Here is a 19,257-nt window from a genome sequence, read left to right on the forward strand (position 1 = left end):
GCTTGCTGTCCTGGCCACCAAAACATTGCGAATGTCCACCCTGCTCACTGCGAGTCAGGCGAGCCTGGCGGTGTCGCGCATTTGCATCGAAGGCGGCTTTCTGGACGAAACAGCAGCTGCCGGGAAGCAAGGCTCGCCGTGCAAGAGGCTTGGCTTCACGAAGCGCTTCGTTGGGATCGTTGTCAGCGAAACACGATACAATCGCCAGGCTTGAAGGCCGAAGAGCCTTTGAATTTGCGCGCGCGGCAACCACAGCAGAACATCCAACGTGATGGCCCACGAGGCCGGAGGAATCAGCCATCGAGCGGCTTCGGCGGGTATCGGCGAGCCGTTGCTGGCTGCCGTCAGCGCGGCACAACCTGTCTTGCATCCGAATCCTTGACGAGCGCGGCGTTCGTTGGTCTCGCTTGCCACGAGCCCATCATCTCGAACAATCTGCCGGAATTAGTAGTTGACCAGGTGCAGTGCTTGCCGGTCCAATCGGCCATTGCGGCTCGGCCGATCAGCCGTGGCGCTCACGTGGCGCTTCCCGGATGAAGTTGCTGGTCTCGGCAAGGCGTGAGGCGGGGCTCCATCGTACACACTGCAGAATCAGTTGACGGTTTGCATTCGTGCCGTGGCACGCTAAGAAAATCTGCAAAGTTCTTCTGAATGATGAGAAAAGCGCCATCGCCGGCGAAGATGAGTACCATTGCTCGCTGGTGACGCTATCATGGAGAACGCGCAAATTGTCGCGTTGCGTTGCTCAAGAAGTAGCGTTTCATAGGAGCAGGGCAGCCGACGGCAAGCTCGCCAAGATTGATTATTGTCGACGCTGGCAGCTCCTGGAGCGCGTGAGCATCGCAGGCTATCGCGTCGACAAAACAAGCCTGGTGGAATGGGATCTTGAGCGAGGGACAATGGACTTGATTGATCAAGCGGCCGCTTCAGACTTGCGGCCGCCCTTGCACGGGCCGTCAAGACGGATTCTCCCGGTTTTGGTGCTCCCGCTTGTCCTCGTTGGCTCGTGTGCTGCTGGCGCCTGGCTTTGGGCTGACCTTGAAGAGTTTGTCGAGGCGCCGGAAGCCCAGGACGTCGCTTCAACGATGAGCCTGTCACTGGAGGACAGGGCATCCTTGTTTGAGATAAAGTGGGCACAGCAGAAAACTGGCGATGAGATCGCAGTACTCAACAGCCGGATCAATGCCCAGCGGGATGACCTCAAAGGGATCCTGGATCAGATCACCATGCTGACTTCGCGGATCGATTCGCTGCAGAGTTTAACAGCTGTCCCTTCTGCTGCTTCCGAGCCTCCTTTGTCGTCAGCCCGGGCTGTTTCGAGCGCCGCCAGGAAACGCTTCGGGCGGTCCAAACCACAGGGACCTATTTCCGTCGGAGGCGCGCCAGTGATCGCCGGACCGAAGACAGCCGAGCCTTGAGGTCTGAGACGCTGCAGGCGTGGTCGAGTCTCCAACTGTGCTCGAGGAGGCGGGCCGTAGCTTCGCAAAGCTGGCTCCAGCCGTAAAATACCCGAAGCTTGTGCGGGCGCCGGCGTCTCCAGCGGCATGTCGCTGAAGCCGTCACGATCATAGAGCACTCAAGGGGAGGTGGGGCAGAGCACTTTCCGCATGATCGAGGCGTGGCTCTGAACGGCGGAGCGCGCTGCGCCTCTCCTTACAATCAGCTCCCTTTTTAATCAGCCTTCGACAGTTTTGAGACCATATCTGAACGGTCGTGTCATCACACCGCCGCCGCATCCTCGAAATCTGGCCTGTCTGCCCGAGGCGCTTCTTCGGATCGCTCCCTCGCCAAGAGCTTAGAGGTTTGGGATCTGCTCACATGCGTGGCTGAGTTAATAGGGGGTACGGTCGAGATAAGTGTCGAACGCGGCAGCAACAGCGCGAATGACAAACCGGTGCTCCTGCTTGACCCGAATGAATCCCTCTTCAATCTCCACTATCCCGTCTTCGGCAAGCATTCCCAGGCGGTCGGCCGAATCGAGAAGAGGCATCGGATCAAATCCGTGAGCAGCACAGATTGCTGGTACGTCGACCTGCAAATCGCACATCAGACGCTCGATGATTGCGGCGCGGAGGCGATCTTCGGCGGTGAGACAGTAGCCTTTTGAGGTTGCCAGACGGCCAGCCTGAATGTGTTGGTGATAGGAGGCGGTTGCGATCTCGTTCTGGACGTAACCGTCACGCAGACGGCCGATGGCTGACGGACCTAAGCCGATTACGGTTTTGCAGGTATCAGCCGAATAGCCCAGAGAGTTGCGGCGCAGCCGACCAGCTTTCTGGGCCAGCGCGAGCTCGTCATTGGGCAGGGCGAAATGGTCGAGCCCGATCTGGCGGTAGCCGGCCGAGACCAGCGTATCTGCAATAGCCGCGGCTTGCTCAGCGCGGGCGACATTATCCGGCAGCGCCGTCTCATCGATCTGGCGCTGACGCTTCATATAGGAGGGGACGTGAGCATAGCCGAAAACCGCAAGCCGGTCTGGCCGCATGGCCAGAGCTGTCCGCGCGGAGTCCACGCAGGACCGCACCGTCTGATGTGGCAGTCCGAAGAGAAGGTCGAAATTGATGCGGCTTATGCCATGCTGGCGTAGACTTTCGACGACCGAAGCTGTGAGCTCCTCGCTCTGGACTCGGTTGACCGCCCTTTGGACCACGGGGTCGAAGCTTTGCACGCCGATGCTCGCGCGGTTGATCCCCGCCGCTTCCAACGTTTCCACCATCTCGGCCGTGACCCCACGCGGATCGATTTCTATGGCGATGGTAGCTGATTTGCTGAATGCAAAGCAGTGGCGCAGAAGTTCCATCAAGGCCAGAAAATCGCTCGGTGCAATGGTGGTCGGCGTCCCGCCGCCGAAATGCACGTCGCTCACCGGCAGAGCGCGCGGCACTTGCTCTGCGACCAAGCCTATCTCGTCCCGCACTGCTGCCAAGTAATTGCGGACCGGTCGCTCGCCGCGAGTAAGGCTTGTAGGGAAGCCGCAATACCAACATATAGAGCGACAGAACGGAACGTGGATGTAGAGCGATACGGGCTCGTCGGGCGGCAGCCGCCTCAGCCATGTCTCACAAGTTTTGGCACCGACCATCGCGGAGAAATCCGGTACGGTTGGATAGATGGTGTACCAAGGCAGGCGAACATCGCAATACTTGTTTAGAAGGGAGATCTGCAAGACTTCACTTTCCCATGCTCAAACAGCATGAAGCTGACCGATGCCCTCTCTTGTGTCTTTGCGTTATGTCAAACCCGCCTAGTGGTTTCTGAGATCTGGTCCCGTTTTCGATGTTACTGCCAACGCAGCTTAGGGGCAGTGCAGGGAGTGAGAGCCGCTCGTTGGCGATTATCGGGACGTTTAGGTATGAATGTTCTCCTGCGAGCAGGTCAAAGCGGCTAGACGAACCCGACGAGCCTGCGCGAACGATCAATCGCTCATCCGAGGGCACGTCGTCTCGCATTCGCTGACGGCCAGTCATTTTTGCGACGAAAACATGGACCTGTAGGTCTCACCAGGAGCCAGCTGAGCTTGCCGCTGGATCTTCAAACCGCCTTTTTCAAGCAAAAGCCGTTTTGGTTGCTCACAGAGTTTAACGGATGCCTCCCATCAAAGGCCGGCGTGCCACGGAAGTTAAGTTGGTCGCTAGATGAGAGCGCGAGGAGCGCAATAGCAAAACGTGACGCGACGTGCGATTCAAGTCTTTTGGCGCAGCTGACGAAAACAAGTATTGATCCCTAGTATCGAACGCATGAGCCTCAATTCCGCCACGCTGGTTGTCTCATTGCCACAAGCATCATCACGGATGTACTGATGATGTTGGGGCGACCCCAGCGCACTTTCAGCCCCCCGGCGAAGTGCGTCGGGGCGCCTTGCTTCAGCGGCGTCTCGTCGCTGTCTAATGCAGCTCATCAACTCACAACGAATTTGGACGTCTTGCTGATGGCAAAGCGAATCCCGGCCAGATGCATCGGACGAGACACTATCTGCAATAGTTTCTATTCTGCTTCATCAACTGGGTTGTTTTCTTTTTAAAATCGCCTTTGCAGCTATCGATCCCTGCCAGATCGCGCATATCTATTCAGGCAGCGGACGTTGTTGGCCGGGATAATCCCGGCCGTTTGTCAATTTCCTCGCCGGCGTGGCGCAGCGCATGGTAACGACGAAGGTCGCTGGTTCAAATCCTGCCGCCGGCACAATGCCCGCGTAGCGCACTGTAGAGCAGCCCCTTCGTAAGGGGCAGGTCGGGGGATCAACCACTCCCGCGGGCTCCAGTTGCACGCCATTATGGCTCTAGCAGCGGTTGATCACGCCCTGGGTGAGGGTGTAGCCTGAAACTCATGAGAATTTTGAAGAAGATTGGAAACCGCATCCTTTGGCAATTGCCGCCATCGGAGACGATTACGGGATACGAAAACCCGGAACTCGTTGATTTGATCGTTCAAAAGACGAAGCGTCTTTTGGATCAGCCGATCGCGCCATGGCCTGAAATGGCGAATTTCAGATCCGTCCTGGATTTCGGCGGAAGCTGCGGCATCCACTATTTCCGGGCGAAATCAACCTCGCCCGAAGTGCGCTGGGCCGTCGTCGAGACGCCCGCCATGGCTGAGCGCGCCAAACAGTTTGAGAGCGACGGGCTCAAGTTTTTCACCAGCATTGCCGGGGCTCAGAATTGGCTCGGCGAGCCGGATGCGGTGTTCTCGGAGGGCGCGCTCCAATTTACTCAAGATCCGGAAACCCACCTCGCGGATCTCTGCGGACTTGGTGCATCGAGTATGATCTGGCAGCGTGTTTCGCTCTCGCGGAACGGACGGCAGGTGTCACGTCAGTCGAGCCTCCTCTCCGAAAATGGACCTGGGTTTATCGTCTCGCGCAAGCGCGTCGAATACCAAATCATCCGGATACCGGAATCTGTTTTTTTGCAGCCCATCGGGACTACGACCTGCTGTCCGCGCAAGGTTCGCAAGACGATCGTTCTGGCGAGACTTTCGTATTTCGACGAAAGCGCGCGCTAGCTCGCCGAAGCCATCAAGGCTCAAGCGCAGGCCTTCGAGATGGTGAACCAGCGGATCGAGTTCTATCACGAGAGCAATATCGAGAGGCTGAAGGATCTTGTCACGGTCGTCGGTTCGCAGGCCGAAGCGGTGCGAGTCAATACCGGGATCGTCACTGAGCTCGCAACAGCATTCAGTCCGCTCTGCAAACCTGACGGACACGAAGGCCAAGGTCGATCTCTTGTCGGGCAAGATCGAAGGGGTGTTGTCACGGAGGACTCGATGAACCTTCGTTCGATCCTGCGCAAGATGCGCATCCTTTATCCGTTCGACGTCGAAGAGGTCGACCAGGCAGAAGCAGAGAATGCTCTGCGAGACCATGACCCGCGATGAGCCGCAGGTATCCGAGAGGCGCAAGGCAAACTCTTGGAGTCGATAGCGTACTCGCGGTTGTCGAGCGAGACGGCGAGCAATCCGGACATTTTGGCCGGACTGGTCCACGACATGAAGTCGATGAGGGCTGGCGCAGAAAAGGGGACGCATTGAAATGCTGATGTCATGATCCCTCGAAGGGACGTTCGGAACGCTGTTCGTTTTGCTCCTCTTCGCGTGCTTCATGTTTGGCCTCTACATTGCGCGCGAGGTCAGGAAGAACGGCTTTCAGCGCATGCGATTGCAGGCCGCCATTTCGATTTTCGTGTTCGCGAGCGGGGTCTGCATCATCACCGGCCGAGGTGGTGGTGGCTACACACGACACGGATAGAGGGCGAGCCCATCCTTCATCTCGGCGCGATCGTCACGGTTCTCGGCATCATCTGTGTCATCCGCGTGTTCGCCCCCGATGACTGGGGCCGGAATGTCTGGATAGGCTCAGTGCTGTTCGCGATCGCGACGGCGGTCCTGTTTTTCTACATCTGACGGTGGATCGAAGAAGCGAGGCCCGGCAACAGAGGCGAATCCGAACCGGGCCTCGCGACCGCCGATCACCTCGCGGGATAGACCGGCGAGCAGGAAGGATGTCGCATGGCAAGCTGCCTTTGTGCGCGATATGCGCTTTTTGACGCGAGATTACTGCAGACCGTCCCGTCAGCGGGCAGCTTTCCTGCGCAGCGCATGCCTGCGCTGTAGATAACTGCCGGTCCTCCTCGGCGCCGGCAGACCCCGGGGCGATGCGCACGCATCACTCCTCCCTTGGACCTCCACCCCGCAGCCCGAAAGGGTTGCGGGGCTTTTTTTGTGCCCGCGCGCGAGCTGAATGCGAGGCTTGACTAGGTGATGGATTAAAGAGCTACGCTAAGGCGCCCGCTCGTCGGATTTGCTCGGTAGCACAAGCCAGTAGGACCGGCCGTTTGAACGTGGGTCGCTGTTGTCGCTTCTGGAGAAGAAGACATGGCCAGGTTGCAGCGAGTAGCGTCCCAGACCATGCTCGGAAACCAAATAGCCGCGGGCATGAGGCCATGCGAGCGGCTTATCATCCTCATATAGCACAACCGGCGATGACTGCGTGTCGTTGTCATCGTCGGCATAAGCCTCGAATTGCTGGGGGATGGGCGCCGAATAGACAAAGCCATCTGGATAGATCCTATACGGCGTCGGAAGTTTGTAGGCGCCCGGGGACGGCGGCGGTTTCGGCGGTAGATAGTCGCGCTCGCTGTATGTGACCAGCAGTATATTCAAGAGCGCAATGCACAGTGCGGATACGATCGGCCAGAATGGCACCGTCCTTTGCTTGGCAGTTTGACCGGCCGCTTCTTCTTCAAACCTATTTGCGAGCGTCGATAGAAACTCTCTTGCGGCCGGGTCGCAACCAGTAGCCATTTCCCGAGCCTGCAATGCTAGCTTTAAAAGATTATACGCCATGAACTGTTCAAAATGTTGTCGCTCGATCTGCAATTGCGAATAGGCGTTTGGTTGCTTCGACACCAGGACGGCCGATTCGCTAATCGTCTTCACGCTTCAGAACGGCAGCTTCCAAAGGAAATAGAGAAGCGCAGCGAAGGCTCCCCAATCAATCTTAGCTTGATAGTCTACCACCTGGCTGTCCGGTGCACGAAGAAACCCCAGCCGGGGCTGGCGCGGCTAGGGCTTCGGATGCGTGCCCGTGTTGAGGCGGACACCGCCGGAGCCTAGCCGCCCTCAAACGGTGCTTTTCGGCGGAAGGATTCGCTCTATAACGAAAAACTGCGCAAGAGGCGTCAAGCACGCTCGATGCCTACATCGATGTTACCTCGGTTCTGGAACACGAGGTCCACCGGCTCGATTTGGAGGGCGAGAAGTTTCCGGGCGAGGGCGTCGACGCCCGCCAACTCTAGCGAGGCGCAGCCGTGCGACCTCCACAGATCATCAGCCGGGGTCCTGATCCGTTTATGGATCATTTGCTCGGCTTGTCGGACGGCTAGCCATCGTACTTGACCTCGTGGATCCAATCCTTGCCGGCTGGCACAACCTTCCTGGCTTCCGGCTTGCAGAACTCGAATTGTTTAGCCATGCCAGAGATTTATGCGCGGTCAGGCTAAAAGCGAGTCCGCTCCGTTGAGAATCCGGACGTAGGTTCCGCTCTCATGCATGAAGAGGATTTTGCGCTCGACCAGCAGATCCAGGCCGGCCCGATATTCGGCGGGGCTGCCCTTGTCGCGGAACAGGAAGGGATAGTTGATCTTCTCGATGTGCAGTCGCCCATCCTGGACCGGCTGCACCTCTCGGCAGATCTCGAGTAGCCGGCGCGCTGCGGCTTCCGGCTTCGCATACGGCCGATCCGCGGTCATCTTCATGCGCCGATCCCCGGTGCGCGGTGCGGATGTGGTCGGTGACCGTGGTGTTGGTGATCTCGGCGCCGCAGAAGCAGTGCGAACGGCCATCCCGGGTCTGCGCCGGCATCCGGCAATGCTCACCCCACATCCGGTATTTCCACGCCGTGGCATCGCGATCGTCGCGCCAAGCGTCGTAATTTGCCTCGGTCAGAGTCGGCTCGAGCTCCTTCCACGGTCGCTCGAAAGCGGCGCGGGCGGCCTCAAACGAGGCGGCCGTGCCGTTCCTGTGTGTCTTGACCGCTGTGCCTGGATGGAAACCCCAGCTTCGTGGCCGAGGGGCTCATTGCCGCGCCTTCGCATCCATGTCATCTCGAATTGCCTGCGACTTTCTGGCGCTCAGCACATCATCTTTCCCTGACATTCTCCATGAGAACGGGTCGTGTCCCCAGTGATGGTGTAGCTCGGTAGAGCAAAGCCGTCCGCACGCGCGCCCTACAATAGCGCCGTAGCGGGCGGACGGCTTTGCGGTGGTCACCGGCGATTCGCCGGTAGGGTCGGGTTGCTGACACCAACCTGATTCGAGGAACCACCGATGACCGACGAGATGATGAACCTGCGGACGCTCGTGGAGAAGACCCCTGATGCGGATCTGCTGCGCGAGATGATCGGCTTTGCCGCCCAGCGCCTGATGGAGCTGGAAGTGGAAAGCCAGACCGGAGCCGCCTATGGCGAGAAGAGCCCCGAGCGCCTGGCCCAGCGCAACGGCTACCGCGACCGCATTTGGGAGACCCGCGCCGGCGCGGTCGAACTGCGCATCCCCAAGCTGCGCAAGGGCTCCTACTTCCCCGGCTTCCTGGAGCCCCGTCGCATGGCCGAGAAGGCGCTTACCGCGGTGGTGCAGGAAGCCTACGTGCAGGGCGTCTCGACCCGCTCGGTCGACGATCTCGTGCAGGCCATGGGCATGAGCGGCATCTCCAAGAGCCAGGTGAGCCGGCTCTGCGCCGAGATCGACGATAAGGTGAAGGCGTTCCTCGCCCGTCCGATCGAGGGCGACTGGCCGTATTTGTGGATCGACGCCACCTACGTGAAGGTGCGCCAGCAGGGCCGCATCGTCTCGGTCGCGGTGATTGTCGCGGTCGGCGTCAACAGTGACGGCCGGCGCGAAGTTCTCGGCATGGATATTGGCCCGTCCGAGGCCGAGACGTTCTGGACCGCGTTCCTGCGCAAGCTCGCGCGCCGCGGCCTACGCGGCGTCAAGCTGGTCGTGTCTGATGCCCATGAGGGCATCAAGGCCACCGTCGCCAAGGTGCTCAACGCCTCCTGGCAGCGTTGCCGCGTGGGGTCGTTGAAGAAGTGGCCAATAGATTTCGCGCGATGCAGCGACCGGCCCCGTCGTGGCCCTCGCATCAAAACCCGCTACGGGGCGATCTGAAGCCGCAAACGCACTATGAGGACAATCCAAGGCAGAATAAGCGCAAGCAGAGCGGCTGCCAGCCGCTTCAGATTGATGGCGGCGGCCGTCAGGTAGGCTTGGATCTTCATGTTCGGTAGACCGCGCCGTATGGCGCGCGCTAGTCCGTGCCAGGTTTTGGCTTCGCCGTGGAAGCCCTCTGAGCGCCAGCGATGGCGTTGATAGAGCCGTCGATCCTGCTTACTCCATCGCTCGCGACGGCGGCGGGCGCGGAGCAGTGCCGGATAATCGTCACCGACAACGACCGCTTTGTTAACTCGCCCTTTGGATAGGCAATCGCCCTTGAGCGGACACCGGGCGCAATCCTTCGCCTTCGAGTAAAAGAAACGGCCGTGCTTGATGGGCCGCGCGGGGCGCAAGATACGTCCTCGCGGGCACTTCAAGATGTCGTTCTTGGCGTCGTACCGGAAGCGTCTGAGCGGTACGCGACTCTTGATTGGTTCGGCTTTAGCTGGGATCAGGGCATCGATGCCGCGCCGCTCGAGCGCACCGTAGACTTTAGCGTAGGCATATCCCGCGTCGGCGGTGACCACCTTGATGTCGATGCCCGCAATCGCTTCAACCTCATCGACTTGCGGCTCGATCATCTCCCCTTCGTTCGTTTGTCCAGTCGTGACCGCGACGTCCAGAATAACGCCGACCTTGTCATCGACGGCAGTGTGCTGCTTGTAAGCGGGCTCCAGCCGCCGGTTTCGGGCATTGGTGGCCATTGTCGCATCCGGATCGGTGGTGCAGATCTTCTTGTACTTGCCGCTTTGCCGGCCCTTCCTCTCAGCCTCGCTTTCATCTTCGCTTTGATTCTCGCTCAGCACATCCACCACATGCTGCTCGGTGAGGCTGTCCCAACTCACGTTGGCGCGGATCAGCGACGCATCGATGTGAACCACTTCGGCTGTTGCGATCTTGGCCTTCAGGCAGGCCTCGACCGTGCGTTTAAAGATCCTACGGAATCGCTCTTCGCCCCAGCGCTGGCGGATGCGCGTCAGGCTGGAATGGTGCGGTAGCTGCTCGTGCAGGCCATAACCAGCAAACCAGCGAATGGCGATGTTGACCTGAGCCTCACGCATCAGCTTGCGATCGTGTACGATGCCGGTGAGCAGACCCGCGAGCATCAGGCGTACCGCGGCTTCTGGATCGATGCCTGGCCGACCGTCGTTCGCGCAATAGCAGTCGGAGACCTCTTCCCTTAGCCAAGATAGGTCGAGCACACGATCGACCCGCGCCAGCACGTGCTCATCTGGGACGAGCTGTTTGAGCGAGCCAGTGATGAAGAGCTCCAACTGATCCCGCTCCTTGCGCCCCAGCATCTCGTTTGCTCCGCCGATCGCGAATCGCCGACGAAAACGAAATCAGCCAATTGCAGCTTTTTCAACGACCCCCGCGTCCACTTCATGCGCAACGCGCTCGCGCATGCCGGCAAGAGCGGCCGGCGTGTCGTCTCCGCCTTCATCGCCACCGCGTTTGCCCAGGACGATGCCGAGGCCGCAAAGACCCAATGGCGAAAGGTCGCCGACCAGCTCCGCCCCAAGCTCCCCAAGCTCGCCGGCTTCCTCGACGAGGCCGAGACCGATGTGCTCGCCTACATGACCTTCCCGCCCCAGCATCGGACCAAGCTGCACTCGACCAACCCGATCGAGCGCCTCAACGGCGAGATCAAGCGCCGCACCGAGGTGGTCGGCATCTTCCCCAATGAGGACGCCATCGTTCGCCTCGTCGGTGCGATCCTGCTCGAGCAGAATGATGAATGGGCCGTCCAGCGCGCCCGCTACATGACGCTGGAAACCATCGCGCCGTTGAGCGATGATCCCGCCGTCAGCTTCCCGGCAATCGCCAGCTGACCTGTCCGGCCCTCGCCGGCGAACGCGGTGTCCCACCGCCAGTTACACCACGCCTAGGGACACGATCTGAGAACGTAACCGACACACGCGCGGGAAATGAGATTGCGCGGCGTTGCAGTTCTACATTGAAGTAGATCTTCCAGCCCCTTACCACTCTTGAGGAAGTCGAATGCGCCCCTGGCGCGATCCGCAGGCTAGCGAGAGCTTGGCCGATCGTCTCCCACTAGTGTCCTGAACCAGAAGTTCGCAATATCGCGTTGTGTTCTGCCGGAACATTGTGTCGGCAGAAGCGCTCGATGGAAGCAAGGATGTCATCGGCGGATTTAGTCCATCGGAACGGTTTGGGATCGACCGTTGTGCCGCTCGATGAACGAGGTGATGTCAGCCCTAAGGGCTGCGACGCTGCGATAGACGCCGCGCCTGATCTTCTTATCGGTAAGGAGCGCGAAGAAGCGCTCGACCTGATTGAGCCATGACGCACTGGTCGGGGTCAGGTGCACATGCCAACGCGGCCTTTTGGTCAGCCATTTCCGGATCAGCGGGGTCTTGTGGGTGGCGTAGTTATCCATGACGAGATGGACGTCAAGTTCGCGCGGCACGGCGGCCTCGATCTCGTCGAGGAACTTGCGGAACTCGGCGGCACGGTGGCGTCCATAGCACTTGCCGATGACCCGTCCGGTCGCAATGTCGAGGGCGGCGAACAGCGATGTGGTGCCGTGCCTTTTGTAGTCATGGCTCCTTCGAGCCGGCTGGCCGGGACGCATCGGCAACATCGGCTGACTGCGATCCAGCGCCTGGATTTGAGACTTCTCGTCCACACACAGAACGATGGCGTGCGCCGGCGGCGAGACGTAAAGGCCCACGACACCGCGTACTTTGGCCACGAAGTTCGGATCGGTCGAGAGCTTGAACGTCTCCAGCCGGTGCGGCGGAGCCCGAAGGCCCTCCAGATACGTTGCACCGTCGACACTGACAGGCCGCTGGCCTACGCCATGCCGCGGGAGCTCCAATGGGTGGCATTCTCGGGGCAGTTCTCCAGCGTCCTGACGATCACCGCTTCAATGCGGGCATCGTCAATCGTGCGCGGTGCCCCCGGAGCGCGGCTTTCGTGCAGCCCGTCCACGCGCCGCTCCACAAAGCGGCGCCGCCACTTGCCCACCGTCTGCCGGTCCAGGCCCAGCTTGGCCGCCACTTCCGTGTTCTGACCTCCCTCTGCGCAGGTCAGCACAATCCGGGCTCTCAAAGCCAGCGCCTGCGCCGTCTTCCGCCGCGTTGTCAGCGACTCCAGCTCGGCACGCTCCTCATCGCTCAATGTCAGGGGGGCAAGTTGCTGGACCGCCATCAGATGCTCCGTCGCTGTTTGCCTCCCTCTTGGCACAGCGATGCGAATCTACTGCGAATCTACGATTGCGAACTTGTGACTCGGGACACTAGGTGCTCTTCTTCCTGCAGTTACTGCGCGCTAGATTAAAGTGCCGCGCAAGCCATAGACGAGATGAGGTACGCCTCATCCGCGCGCGCCGACAACATTGACCCTCACGCCAAATGGGAAGCGCAAACGGATGTGACTAGGCAAGGACCGCTCGGCTCATGACGATCAGCTGGGATGCACGAGGTGATCCGCCCCATCGTCGCTCGACCCTACAGCTTTTGTGGTCGCGTTGGCGGCTTTCAGAGTTAGGCAAGGCGCGCGGACCAGACTTAAGCTGCGGCCTCCATCATGTTGCACCCCGATCTGACTATGCTGGAACTCCTGCCAATCCCGCGAAGGATGGGAGTTGAGACTTTCAAGCGAGAACCAACTGGATGCCGGCAACGAGCAGAACCGCCACGAGGATAAATCTGATGCCTGCCGGGTTCAGGCAGTTCAGGCTGACTACCGTTCCAGCGACCGCACCCGCCAGCGCGGAGATAGCGTAAAGAGCCAAATCCGGAGAGGGAAATTGGCCGCTGAAAAGAGCTCCAACGAAGCCGACTGTGGAATTTGCCAGAATAAAAGGGGGCGATATCGCGACGGTCTGCTTCGGTGATGCCAAATTCAGTGTGATGAGCGTCGGCGCGAGGAACACTCCGCCGCCCACGCCGGTCAGACCGGAAACCAGGCCAAGAGCCGCGCCAATGCTCACGCTCGCCGTGAGCGGAGTTTCGCAAACACGATCGGCAGCGCGTCCCCGCTGCATAATCATCACTGCGCTCGCCAGAAGAAGAACGAGCCCGGTGAGCGTCTTGTACATGTGGTCCTCGAGCACAATCAAGCCACCGGCAAGCGACGCTGGCATCGACGAAAAGAGAAGCGGGCGCAGGATTGCCCAGTCAACGACCTTGTTGCGGTTGAAGAGCCACGTAGAATAAGCCGCGACGACAATGTTGAGACCAAGCGCCGTCGGGCGCATCTCTGTCGATGACATACCAAAAAATGCCATTAGCGAGAGGAATGCAGTGCCACCAGCCTGGCCAACGCTCGCATACAGCAGTGAGATGATCGCGAAGAGCAGAGAAGCCATGCTTCACCGATCTTGGCGGCGATCTTCGCCGTTTTCCACCGAGCCCATCATGATTCGTGCATCAGGTGCGGTCTAATTGTGTTTCTGCTTGGGGACGGATCTAAGCGCTTCGCGGGGATCGCTGGCCGGAGGTGCAGTCAGTTCTTATCGAGTGCCATGTGTGGACCGTCTCATCAATTGCCGAAGTTGGTACTTGACTGGCTGGAATAGGGCTGCGGTTAGGCCGTGAGGAGGCGCCACTCGAGGGGGTCGCCCATGTGAGCTGCATTTCTTGGTGTACTCACCTCGTGCCGCGCCTCGCAATGGTGCTGTCGCCTTTCCTCCGCATGTCAGAAATGCTTCGACGCACCTACCTCGCACCCAACCGTGCGCGTTCGAAGCCCTTTCTGCGACGTTTGATTTTGGTGAAATCAACAGTTGGTATGACACTTGCTAGTCTGGCGCGGGTCCTCTCCCTGCTGGAGAAGCGCATGCAAAGTGTCCTCCGCATCAAGCAGATCGCGCGGCTACGAGTATCTCTCGTTGCGCCTTTGACGTGGCCCGTTTCTGCACGTTCGGCTCGTTTGTGCCAAGCCTGCCGGACGGATTCGGTGAGACGCCGCACAAGGATGCGAGGAGTATGGCTTCTGCCTCGACTGTCCCGTGTTGCTCACCGATCGCGTCACCGGCGCCGTCGCACGGCGGAGGATCGGCGAACGGTTAGCGATGGCAATTCGCAAGATCGGGAAAAGACATGACTCTGTTGTTCTCTTCGTCCCTAAGCAGAGAATGGATGCTGACAGGGCGCTCCTCGGGTCCCGCGCCGGCAAGCCGCTCAAGCTTAGCTGTATCGCGCAGATCAAAGCCCAGGATCTCGTCGTGCTCGGCCTCGAGACAAACCAAAGCGTCGTTCGAACGCGAGTGCGGTTTCTCGCCATGCAAGCTCAACAGAGCCGAGCCTCTAGCCGCTGGAGCTGTGTGGTTCTTGTCGACAGCACAGTCCAGGACCCGCGGACCTTCCATCACTGCCGGCATCATCAAAGGGGACACTGTTGGGTTCGGATCGATGGCACCGTCCTTCAACACGGATGACGGGCAACGATCTCCGATTGCGCCAGTGCGCTATCGGCGAACTGGACCGATCACTTCCGCTCAGCCTCGGAGCAGAGATGATGGCGCTATCTCGGGTGTTTGATGCGATCATGCCGGCGCATTCGGCGGCAGGGCAACGAATGGCGCCCGGCACAGCGCGAGCGCTCAGACTGCACGAATAACTAACCCTCGACTTCAGCTCATGGACTGGAATTTGGCTCCGTCTGAAACAAGCGCAATCGAACACTACGACGGGGAGCTCGATCGTCGTACTGAAGCGCCCATCATGGACCTCTTTAGTTTCACAGAATGCGCGAACCAGACACATTCGCTCAAAGCGCTGTTTGAGCTTCTTGTAGGCTGTGCCACCAAGGAAGGCTTCAGTGAAGTCGCGTACGGCGCTCTCAACTTCATTGAGCCACTTCGGCTGGCGGAGTATCCACCTCCGACTGTGGCTGTGAAGTGGCCGCCAGACTGGTGCGACCGATACTTCAAACGCAAGTACCACACTATCGATCCGGTGGTCCGGCGAACGCCGATGCTTTCGCGCCCTTTTTTGTGGGATCAACTCGCCGACCACTATCAACTTCAACCGGACGAGAGACGCGTACTGGACGAGGCGAGAGAGGCGGGGCTGAAGCACGGCATGAGCGTGCCGTTGTTTGGCCCGTTGGGGCGGATATCTGTGGTGTCGTTTGCATCTGCGTTCGACGATGCTGATCCTCAGGACCGCATCGGCCATCTCAACGCGCTGGCCTGTCTCTTTCACACCGCTTATAGCGAGATCGCTCGTCCGTGCAATGATGATGGTTGCGAAAGAAAAGTGGCATTATCGAAGCGAGAGATCAGTTGCATGCGGTGGGTGGCGGAGGGGAAATCGTCATGGGAAATCGGAATGATCCTGGGAATCAGCGAGAATACAGTCAACTTTCATGTCAAGAATACGATGCGGAAGCTGGGTGCGACCAGCCGAATTCAAGCGGTCGCTATGGCTATTCGCCTCAATGTTCTTTGAATTTTGAGGAACGGGCGCCCACTGCCAAATCGTTGGCTTCCAGCTTCTGGCATGTTGAGCATGGCACCTTCAGCGAGCTCGCAGACACGACGCTCCTCGGGGCAAGTCCGCTATCTCACGCTGCGTGAGGTTGTGGGACTTCATGAGATCGATGAATTTTCGAATCGACTGACCTGGTCCCCCAGTGTGTTGCGGGCATCTCGGCAACACAGCATCCAGCCGGTGGATCCATTGCTCAGACGAGCTCGCACCTGGTGCTTCGGAACTGGGATCTGGGGGTCGGCAGCGAGAGGAGGAGCAGCCAAGGAAAGAACCCCGACCGGTGGTCGGGGTTCCGATTCACGCAACCGCGTGGAGGTCTCTATTTGGCAAAGGGCGAGCCAAACTTGTAATTGAGCCGTGCCGTGATGAGATCGACGTCCTGGTGGGCGCGGTCAGTGCCGAGAAACGCTGGAAAGCTTATGTTGCTGCGCTGCATGAACAAGTGGTTATACTCGACGCCAGCTGACCAGTTCGGCGTGAGGCTGACTTCGGCACCGGCGCCCAGCACGCCACCCCAACGCACATCATTGCTGTTGCCAAGCTCGGTGCGAGAAGCTACCGAGTTGAGGTGATAGGTGTTGCTGGTCACCGCAGCACCACCCTTTCCATAAAGTAGGATGGCATTGAACGCGTAGCCGATATGCCCCGTGAGTAGACCGAACGCATCTGTCGTGGTGCCAACGGTGTTTGCCGGAAAGGCGGTGCTGACATTGGAGCCGCTGAAGTCGGCCCAGTTGCCCTGACCTTCGATGCCGTAGACCATGTTGAAGATGTGCCAACGATAGCCAATCTGGCCGCCAATGGTCCCGCCAGTCGAATTATGGCAGCCCTCGGGAGTGACGCCATTGAAATCCCAGCAATTGTGGCTCGTTCCCCAACCGCCATTGACACCGATATAGTAGCCGGACCAGTCGATAATCGGGGCTGCGACCGGCAGCGGTGGCGCCTTAACCTTGACGGGCTGCCCGGCCAAGTCCGTGCCGAATGCGGGAGCGGCCACACTGAGTGCGCCGAGGCTTGCGGTCAGAATCAGAAAAGTCTTCATTCGAGTTCGTTCCTTTCGATGTCCCCCCGGCGCCGTGCGTTTAACAATATGATCGCGAATTGCTGTAACTGCCGCACAACATGTCTTGGAAAGAAGTGGAGCCAATCGCACGCCGCGTCAGATTGTGGAGCGCGCAACGTGCCATGCACTGGCTCGACCGAAATGCTGGGGCCTGATACTGGCGCGCTTCGCGCAGATGCTTCTTTGAATACGATCCGTTCGTGATGGCCTGTGACGGGACGCAATGCTGCGAGCTGTTTGGCTCCCGCTGTCGCTGACTAGCGACAAGGCCAGGCTGCGCCAACACGTCCCGTGCATGCTCGTTATTCAGAGAGTTCGGCAAATGAAAACCGCTGATCGAGGACGCCTCTCGTGCGCTCAAGCTCATTCTTCCGGCAGGACGGTCGTGCTGCCGCTTGCAATCGTGAGCGATGCGGCGATGATCGATCACAGGCCTGGATCGCTTTGGCTCAGACTAATCACAAGCTTAGCACGATGTTCCTCAACCTCGACCTCGATCGACGGATGTCAAGAAGCCGCTGCGGCTGCGCTTGACGAGGCTCTTGCTTGAAGTTGCGCAAGCTCGTGCCAAGCCAAAGGTCAGGCGATAAACAGGTATGGCCTTTTTCTGGCGCCAGCGAATATTAGCGCGGCTGTCCCGTCTCGTCGCCGACTTGCTCTGGGTTCCAGGTTACTGGTCTGGGGTCACCAGAAGAGCTGCATAGGCCACAGTCGTCGCGAACGTGCTCGTCTTCAGCGGGGCTGAACATGAGTGGAGGAAGGTCAGCTCCACCACGCTCTGCCCCGGTTGTTTTCCCGCCGCGTAAGGTCCCCAAGCGCCTTATTGCTCGGTCGACGGCGCCAGTTCAGCCCGCAAGCTGCGTATCGCCTCGTTTGCCAGATTCAAAGTATTCCGTTCGCCCTTCCTTATCGAAGACTCTAGGAAAGTGCACAACCGGCTATGGAGGATCGTCTTGCGATTATGCGCCAGCAACGGATCCTTCTCAACAAAGCGCCATGCCTTATCAAATGCGACGCTCACGATAGCATCTTGCATCTGCACTTGCTCGGATAACAACTGATCCATCTCAACACTCCACGACGTCCTGATACAAGGAAGTACCTTCGCAAAAGCCAACCGAGAGTCTGTGGTTTGTCCCAGCAAGTAAGACATCAGAGCCGCAGTACGCTCGGACATCGAGCTGCTCTCGATGCTTCAATGAATTTATAGATGTTTGTTGTAGTTCCGATGACCCCGAATGTCGTATTGCCAGGCGCATTCGAATAATTCTGAAACGGTTGAAACGAGCTTGCGTTGTTCGCGCGGATTGTTGCCGCAGTCCTCTTGTTGCTCGGTATCGGTCAATAATCGACGATCGGCACCATGCCAATCACGACTAAATCCGAACATGATGAAAATGGATCGTTCCGCTCGTTTCGCAGTCTCAAGCAAGGAAGCATTTCTGGAAGCGCGAGGCGTTTTCCGGACACTGCTTGTTTGCTTTCTGACATGTGTCCGCGGGCCGTCGTCCTTTGCTCGATCCTGCGCGGCCTCCTGCTCTCGGCGGGCTCCGTTTCGAGCATGGTGGCGAACAGTTGTGATATGGAAAAGCCAGCGGTACCGGCGCGCTTATTGGCCGGTGAGCCCATAGACGTCAAGTCGCCGATCCCTGGTGCGTACGGCCGTAGCAGTCAGCCCAGCGATAGACGTTCGATAACCGCGCCATCAACTGCAGAAAAAGCTAAATGAAATCTCGGTCGGCTGCTGCACGTGACAGAATTAGTTTCGCAATCTTCATTTGGTTGGCGGGAGTTCGCAGCTCTGCCGGCAATGCCGCCACGGCCTGATCGAGAAGGCGTCCCAAAACCTGAAGGTCTTCTGGGTAGTAAACGCCACGGTCTCGCGACAGTTGCCTCGTTTGCTGGTCGCCGGTGCTGCCCCCGGTTCTCGTATCGCCGAGCTGGCCGAGCTCCAGTTCCGCCGTAATCATTTGGTTTGTGAGTGCGTTTAGCAGTCGGATCGCTTCGAGCTCGTTGCCTTCTTCGCGTATGAGGGCGGCCACGATGTCGAGTTGCAGGTCGATGCGATCCTCGAGGTCCTCTGATCGCGGGTCAAGTTCCACGGTGTTGCTCCAAAGTAGTTAAATGCAGGCAGCGGCTGAGTAACGGTTTGTCGTGCTTTCCCGTTCGCGAGACGGCAGGCTGGCGATAGAACGAATGGCTGCTGCGCAAGGCAAAGTGCGCACGCACGGTCGCCGAACGGAGAGGGTGGCAGGCATGTGCCGCGAAAGGACCGCAAAGGTGGAATGGAAGGTATAGAACGCTGCGAACGCGTTGAAGATGCCCCGTCATTTGGTTGGACCGTCGAGCCGGTCCAGTGCGTCGGGCAGTGGCAGTGACTCCAGCCAGCGGGGACACCGCTGATGACGGCAAGTCGAGAAGTGCGGCCCGAACTGCTGCGGGATTGCTTGCCGCCTGACATAGCGATCCAGACGTAACCGGAGGCCTCGACAGGCAGAGCCCCATACAGAGCGCTTGGCG

General features: G+C 59.2%; 14 protein-coding genes, 2 tRNA genes and 3 pseudogenes. 9 read left to right on the forward strand and 10 right to left on the reverse strand.

The genetic code is table 11. The features are described 5' to 3' along the window. Positions 1-54: 54 nt before the first annotated feature. Entirely contained in the window at positions 55-414 is a 360-nt protein-coding gene (locus MTX21_RS34790) for a hypothetical protein (protein ID WP_280968985.1), read from the reverse strand. A 197-nt stretch (positions 415-611) separates the two neighbouring features. On the opposite strand from MTX21_RS34790, the gene MTX21_RS34795 reads away from it, so the two are divergent. Beyond that, positions 612-1,418 (forward strand): hypothetical protein, encoded by an 807-nt coding sequence (locus MTX21_RS34795; RefSeq protein WP_280968986.1) that lies wholly within the window; start codon positions 612-614, stop codon positions 1,416-1,418. Positions 1,419-1,831: 413 nt separating this feature from the next. Here the strand turns inward: MTX21_RS34795 and hemN are convergent, their stop codons facing one another. Next, a complete protein-coding gene (gene hemN, locus MTX21_RS34800) occupies positions 1,832-3,166 on the reverse strand; it encodes an oxygen-independent coproporphyrinogen III oxidase (protein ID WP_280968987.1) in 1,335 nt (444 codons plus the stop codon). 955 nt (positions 3,167-4,121) lie between these two features. Between hemN and MTX21_RS34805 the strand changes: the two genes are divergently transcribed. The 5 genes from MTX21_RS34805 to MTX21_RS34825 all read left to right on the forward strand — a co-directional run bounded on the left by MTX21_RS34805 (position 4,122) and on the right by MTX21_RS34825 (position 5,743). Then, positions 4,122-4,182, forward strand: a tRNA-OTHER gene (locus tag MTX21_RS34805). Positions 4,183-4,186: 4 nt separating this feature from the next. Beyond that, positions 4,187-4,260: transfer RNA gene (locus tag MTX21_RS34810), tRNA-Thr, on the forward strand. Positions 4,261-4,326: 66 nt separating this feature from the next. Beyond that, positions 4,327-5,001, forward strand: a complete 675-nt coding sequence (locus tag MTX21_RS34815) for a hypothetical protein (protein ID WP_280968988.1) — start codon at positions 4,327-4,329, stop codon at positions 4,999-5,001. Between the two features lie 39 nt (positions 5,002-5,040). Further along, a complete protein-coding gene (locus tag MTX21_RS34820) occupies positions 5,041-5,373 on the forward strand; it encodes a hypothetical protein (RefSeq protein ID WP_280968989.1) in 333 nt (110 codons plus the stop codon). A 223-nt stretch (positions 5,374-5,596) separates the two neighbouring features. Continuing rightward, on the forward strand, positions 5,597-5,743 hold the full coding sequence (locus tag MTX21_RS34825) for a hypothetical protein (protein ID WP_280971336.1): 147 nt from the start codon (positions 5,597-5,599) through the stop codon (positions 5,741-5,743). Positions 5,744-6,273: 530 nt separating this feature from the next. On the opposite strand, the gene MTX21_RS34830 is transcribed toward MTX21_RS34825, so the two are convergent. Both MTX21_RS34830 and MTX21_RS34835 read right to left on the reverse strand, forming a co-directional pair. After that, a complete protein-coding gene (locus MTX21_RS34830) occupies positions 6,274-6,933 on the reverse strand; it encodes a hypothetical protein (RefSeq protein WP_280968990.1) in 660 nt (219 codons plus the stop codon). Positions 6,934-7,487: 554 nt separating this feature from the next. Continuing rightward, positions 7,488-7,751: a hypothetical protein gene (locus MTX21_RS34835; RefSeq protein WP_280968991.1), complete on the reverse strand. Its 264-nt coding sequence runs from the start codon at positions 7,749-7,751 to the stop codon at positions 7,488-7,490. A gap of 571 nt (positions 7,752-8,322) precedes the next feature. Here MTX21_RS34835 and MTX21_RS34840 point away from each other — a divergent pair. Then, positions 8,323-9,069 (forward strand): annotated as a pseudogene (locus MTX21_RS34840) (IS256 family transposase); the annotation flags it as partial. Positions 9,070-9,146: 77 nt separating this feature from the next. Here MTX21_RS34840 and MTX21_RS34845 read toward each other — a convergent pair. Next, a complete protein-coding gene (locus tag MTX21_RS34845) occupies positions 9,147-10,508 on the reverse strand; it encodes an IS1182 family transposase (protein ID WP_280965647.1) in 1,362 nt (453 codons plus the stop codon). Between the two features lie 72 nt (positions 10,509-10,580). On the opposite strand from MTX21_RS34845, the pseudogene MTX21_RS34850 reads away from it, so the two are divergent. Further along, a pseudogene (locus MTX21_RS34850) lies at positions 10,581-11,039 on the forward strand (transposase); the annotation flags it as partial. A 223-nt stretch (positions 11,040-11,262) separates the two neighbouring features. On the opposite strand, the pseudogene MTX21_RS34855 reads toward MTX21_RS34850, so the two are convergent. Beyond that, positions 11,263-12,381: pseudogene (locus tag MTX21_RS34855) on the reverse strand (IS630 family transposase). A 445-nt stretch (positions 12,382-12,826) separates the two neighbouring features. Beyond that, the gene (locus MTX21_RS34860; protein ID WP_280968992.1) at positions 12,827-13,543 is read right to left on the reverse strand and encodes a sulfite exporter TauE/SafE family protein; all 717 of its coding nucleotides are present in this window, start codon (positions 13,541-13,543) and stop codon (positions 12,827-12,829) included. Between the two features lie 1,357 nt (positions 13,544-14,900). Here MTX21_RS34860 and MTX21_RS34865 point away from each other — a divergent pair. After that, on the forward strand, positions 14,901-15,629 hold the full coding sequence (locus MTX21_RS34865) for a LuxR family transcriptional regulator (RefSeq protein ID WP_280970893.1): 729 nt from the start codon (positions 14,901-14,903) through the stop codon (positions 15,627-15,629). Between the two features lie 361 nt (positions 15,630-15,990). Here MTX21_RS34865 and MTX21_RS34870 read toward each other — a convergent pair whose 3' ends face one another. The 3 genes from MTX21_RS34870 to MTX21_RS34880 all read right to left on the reverse strand — a co-directional run bounded on the left by MTX21_RS34870 (position 15,991) and on the right by MTX21_RS34880 (position 18,839). Further along, positions 15,991-16,716: an outer membrane beta-barrel protein gene (locus MTX21_RS34870; protein ID WP_280968993.1), complete on the reverse strand. Its 726-nt coding sequence runs from the start codon at positions 16,714-16,716 to the stop codon at positions 15,991-15,993. Between the two features lie 841 nt (positions 16,717-17,557). Then, positions 17,558-17,803 carry a hypothetical protein gene (locus tag MTX21_RS34875; protein ID WP_280968994.1) on the reverse strand — a complete coding sequence of 82 codons (246 nt, stop codon included), beginning with the start codon at positions 17,801-17,803 and terminating at the stop codon, positions 17,558-17,560. Positions 17,804-18,458: 655 nt separating this feature from the next. Continuing rightward, entirely contained in the window at positions 18,459-18,839 is a 381-nt protein-coding gene (locus MTX21_RS34880; protein WP_280968995.1) for a NolY, read from the reverse strand. Between the last annotated feature and the right edge of the window lie 418 nt (positions 18,840-19,257).

The sequence above is a fragment of the Bradyrhizobium sp. ISRA430 genome (assembly GCF_029909975.1).
Taxonomy (GTDB): domain Bacteria; phylum Pseudomonadota; class Alphaproteobacteria; order Rhizobiales; family Xanthobacteraceae; genus Bradyrhizobium.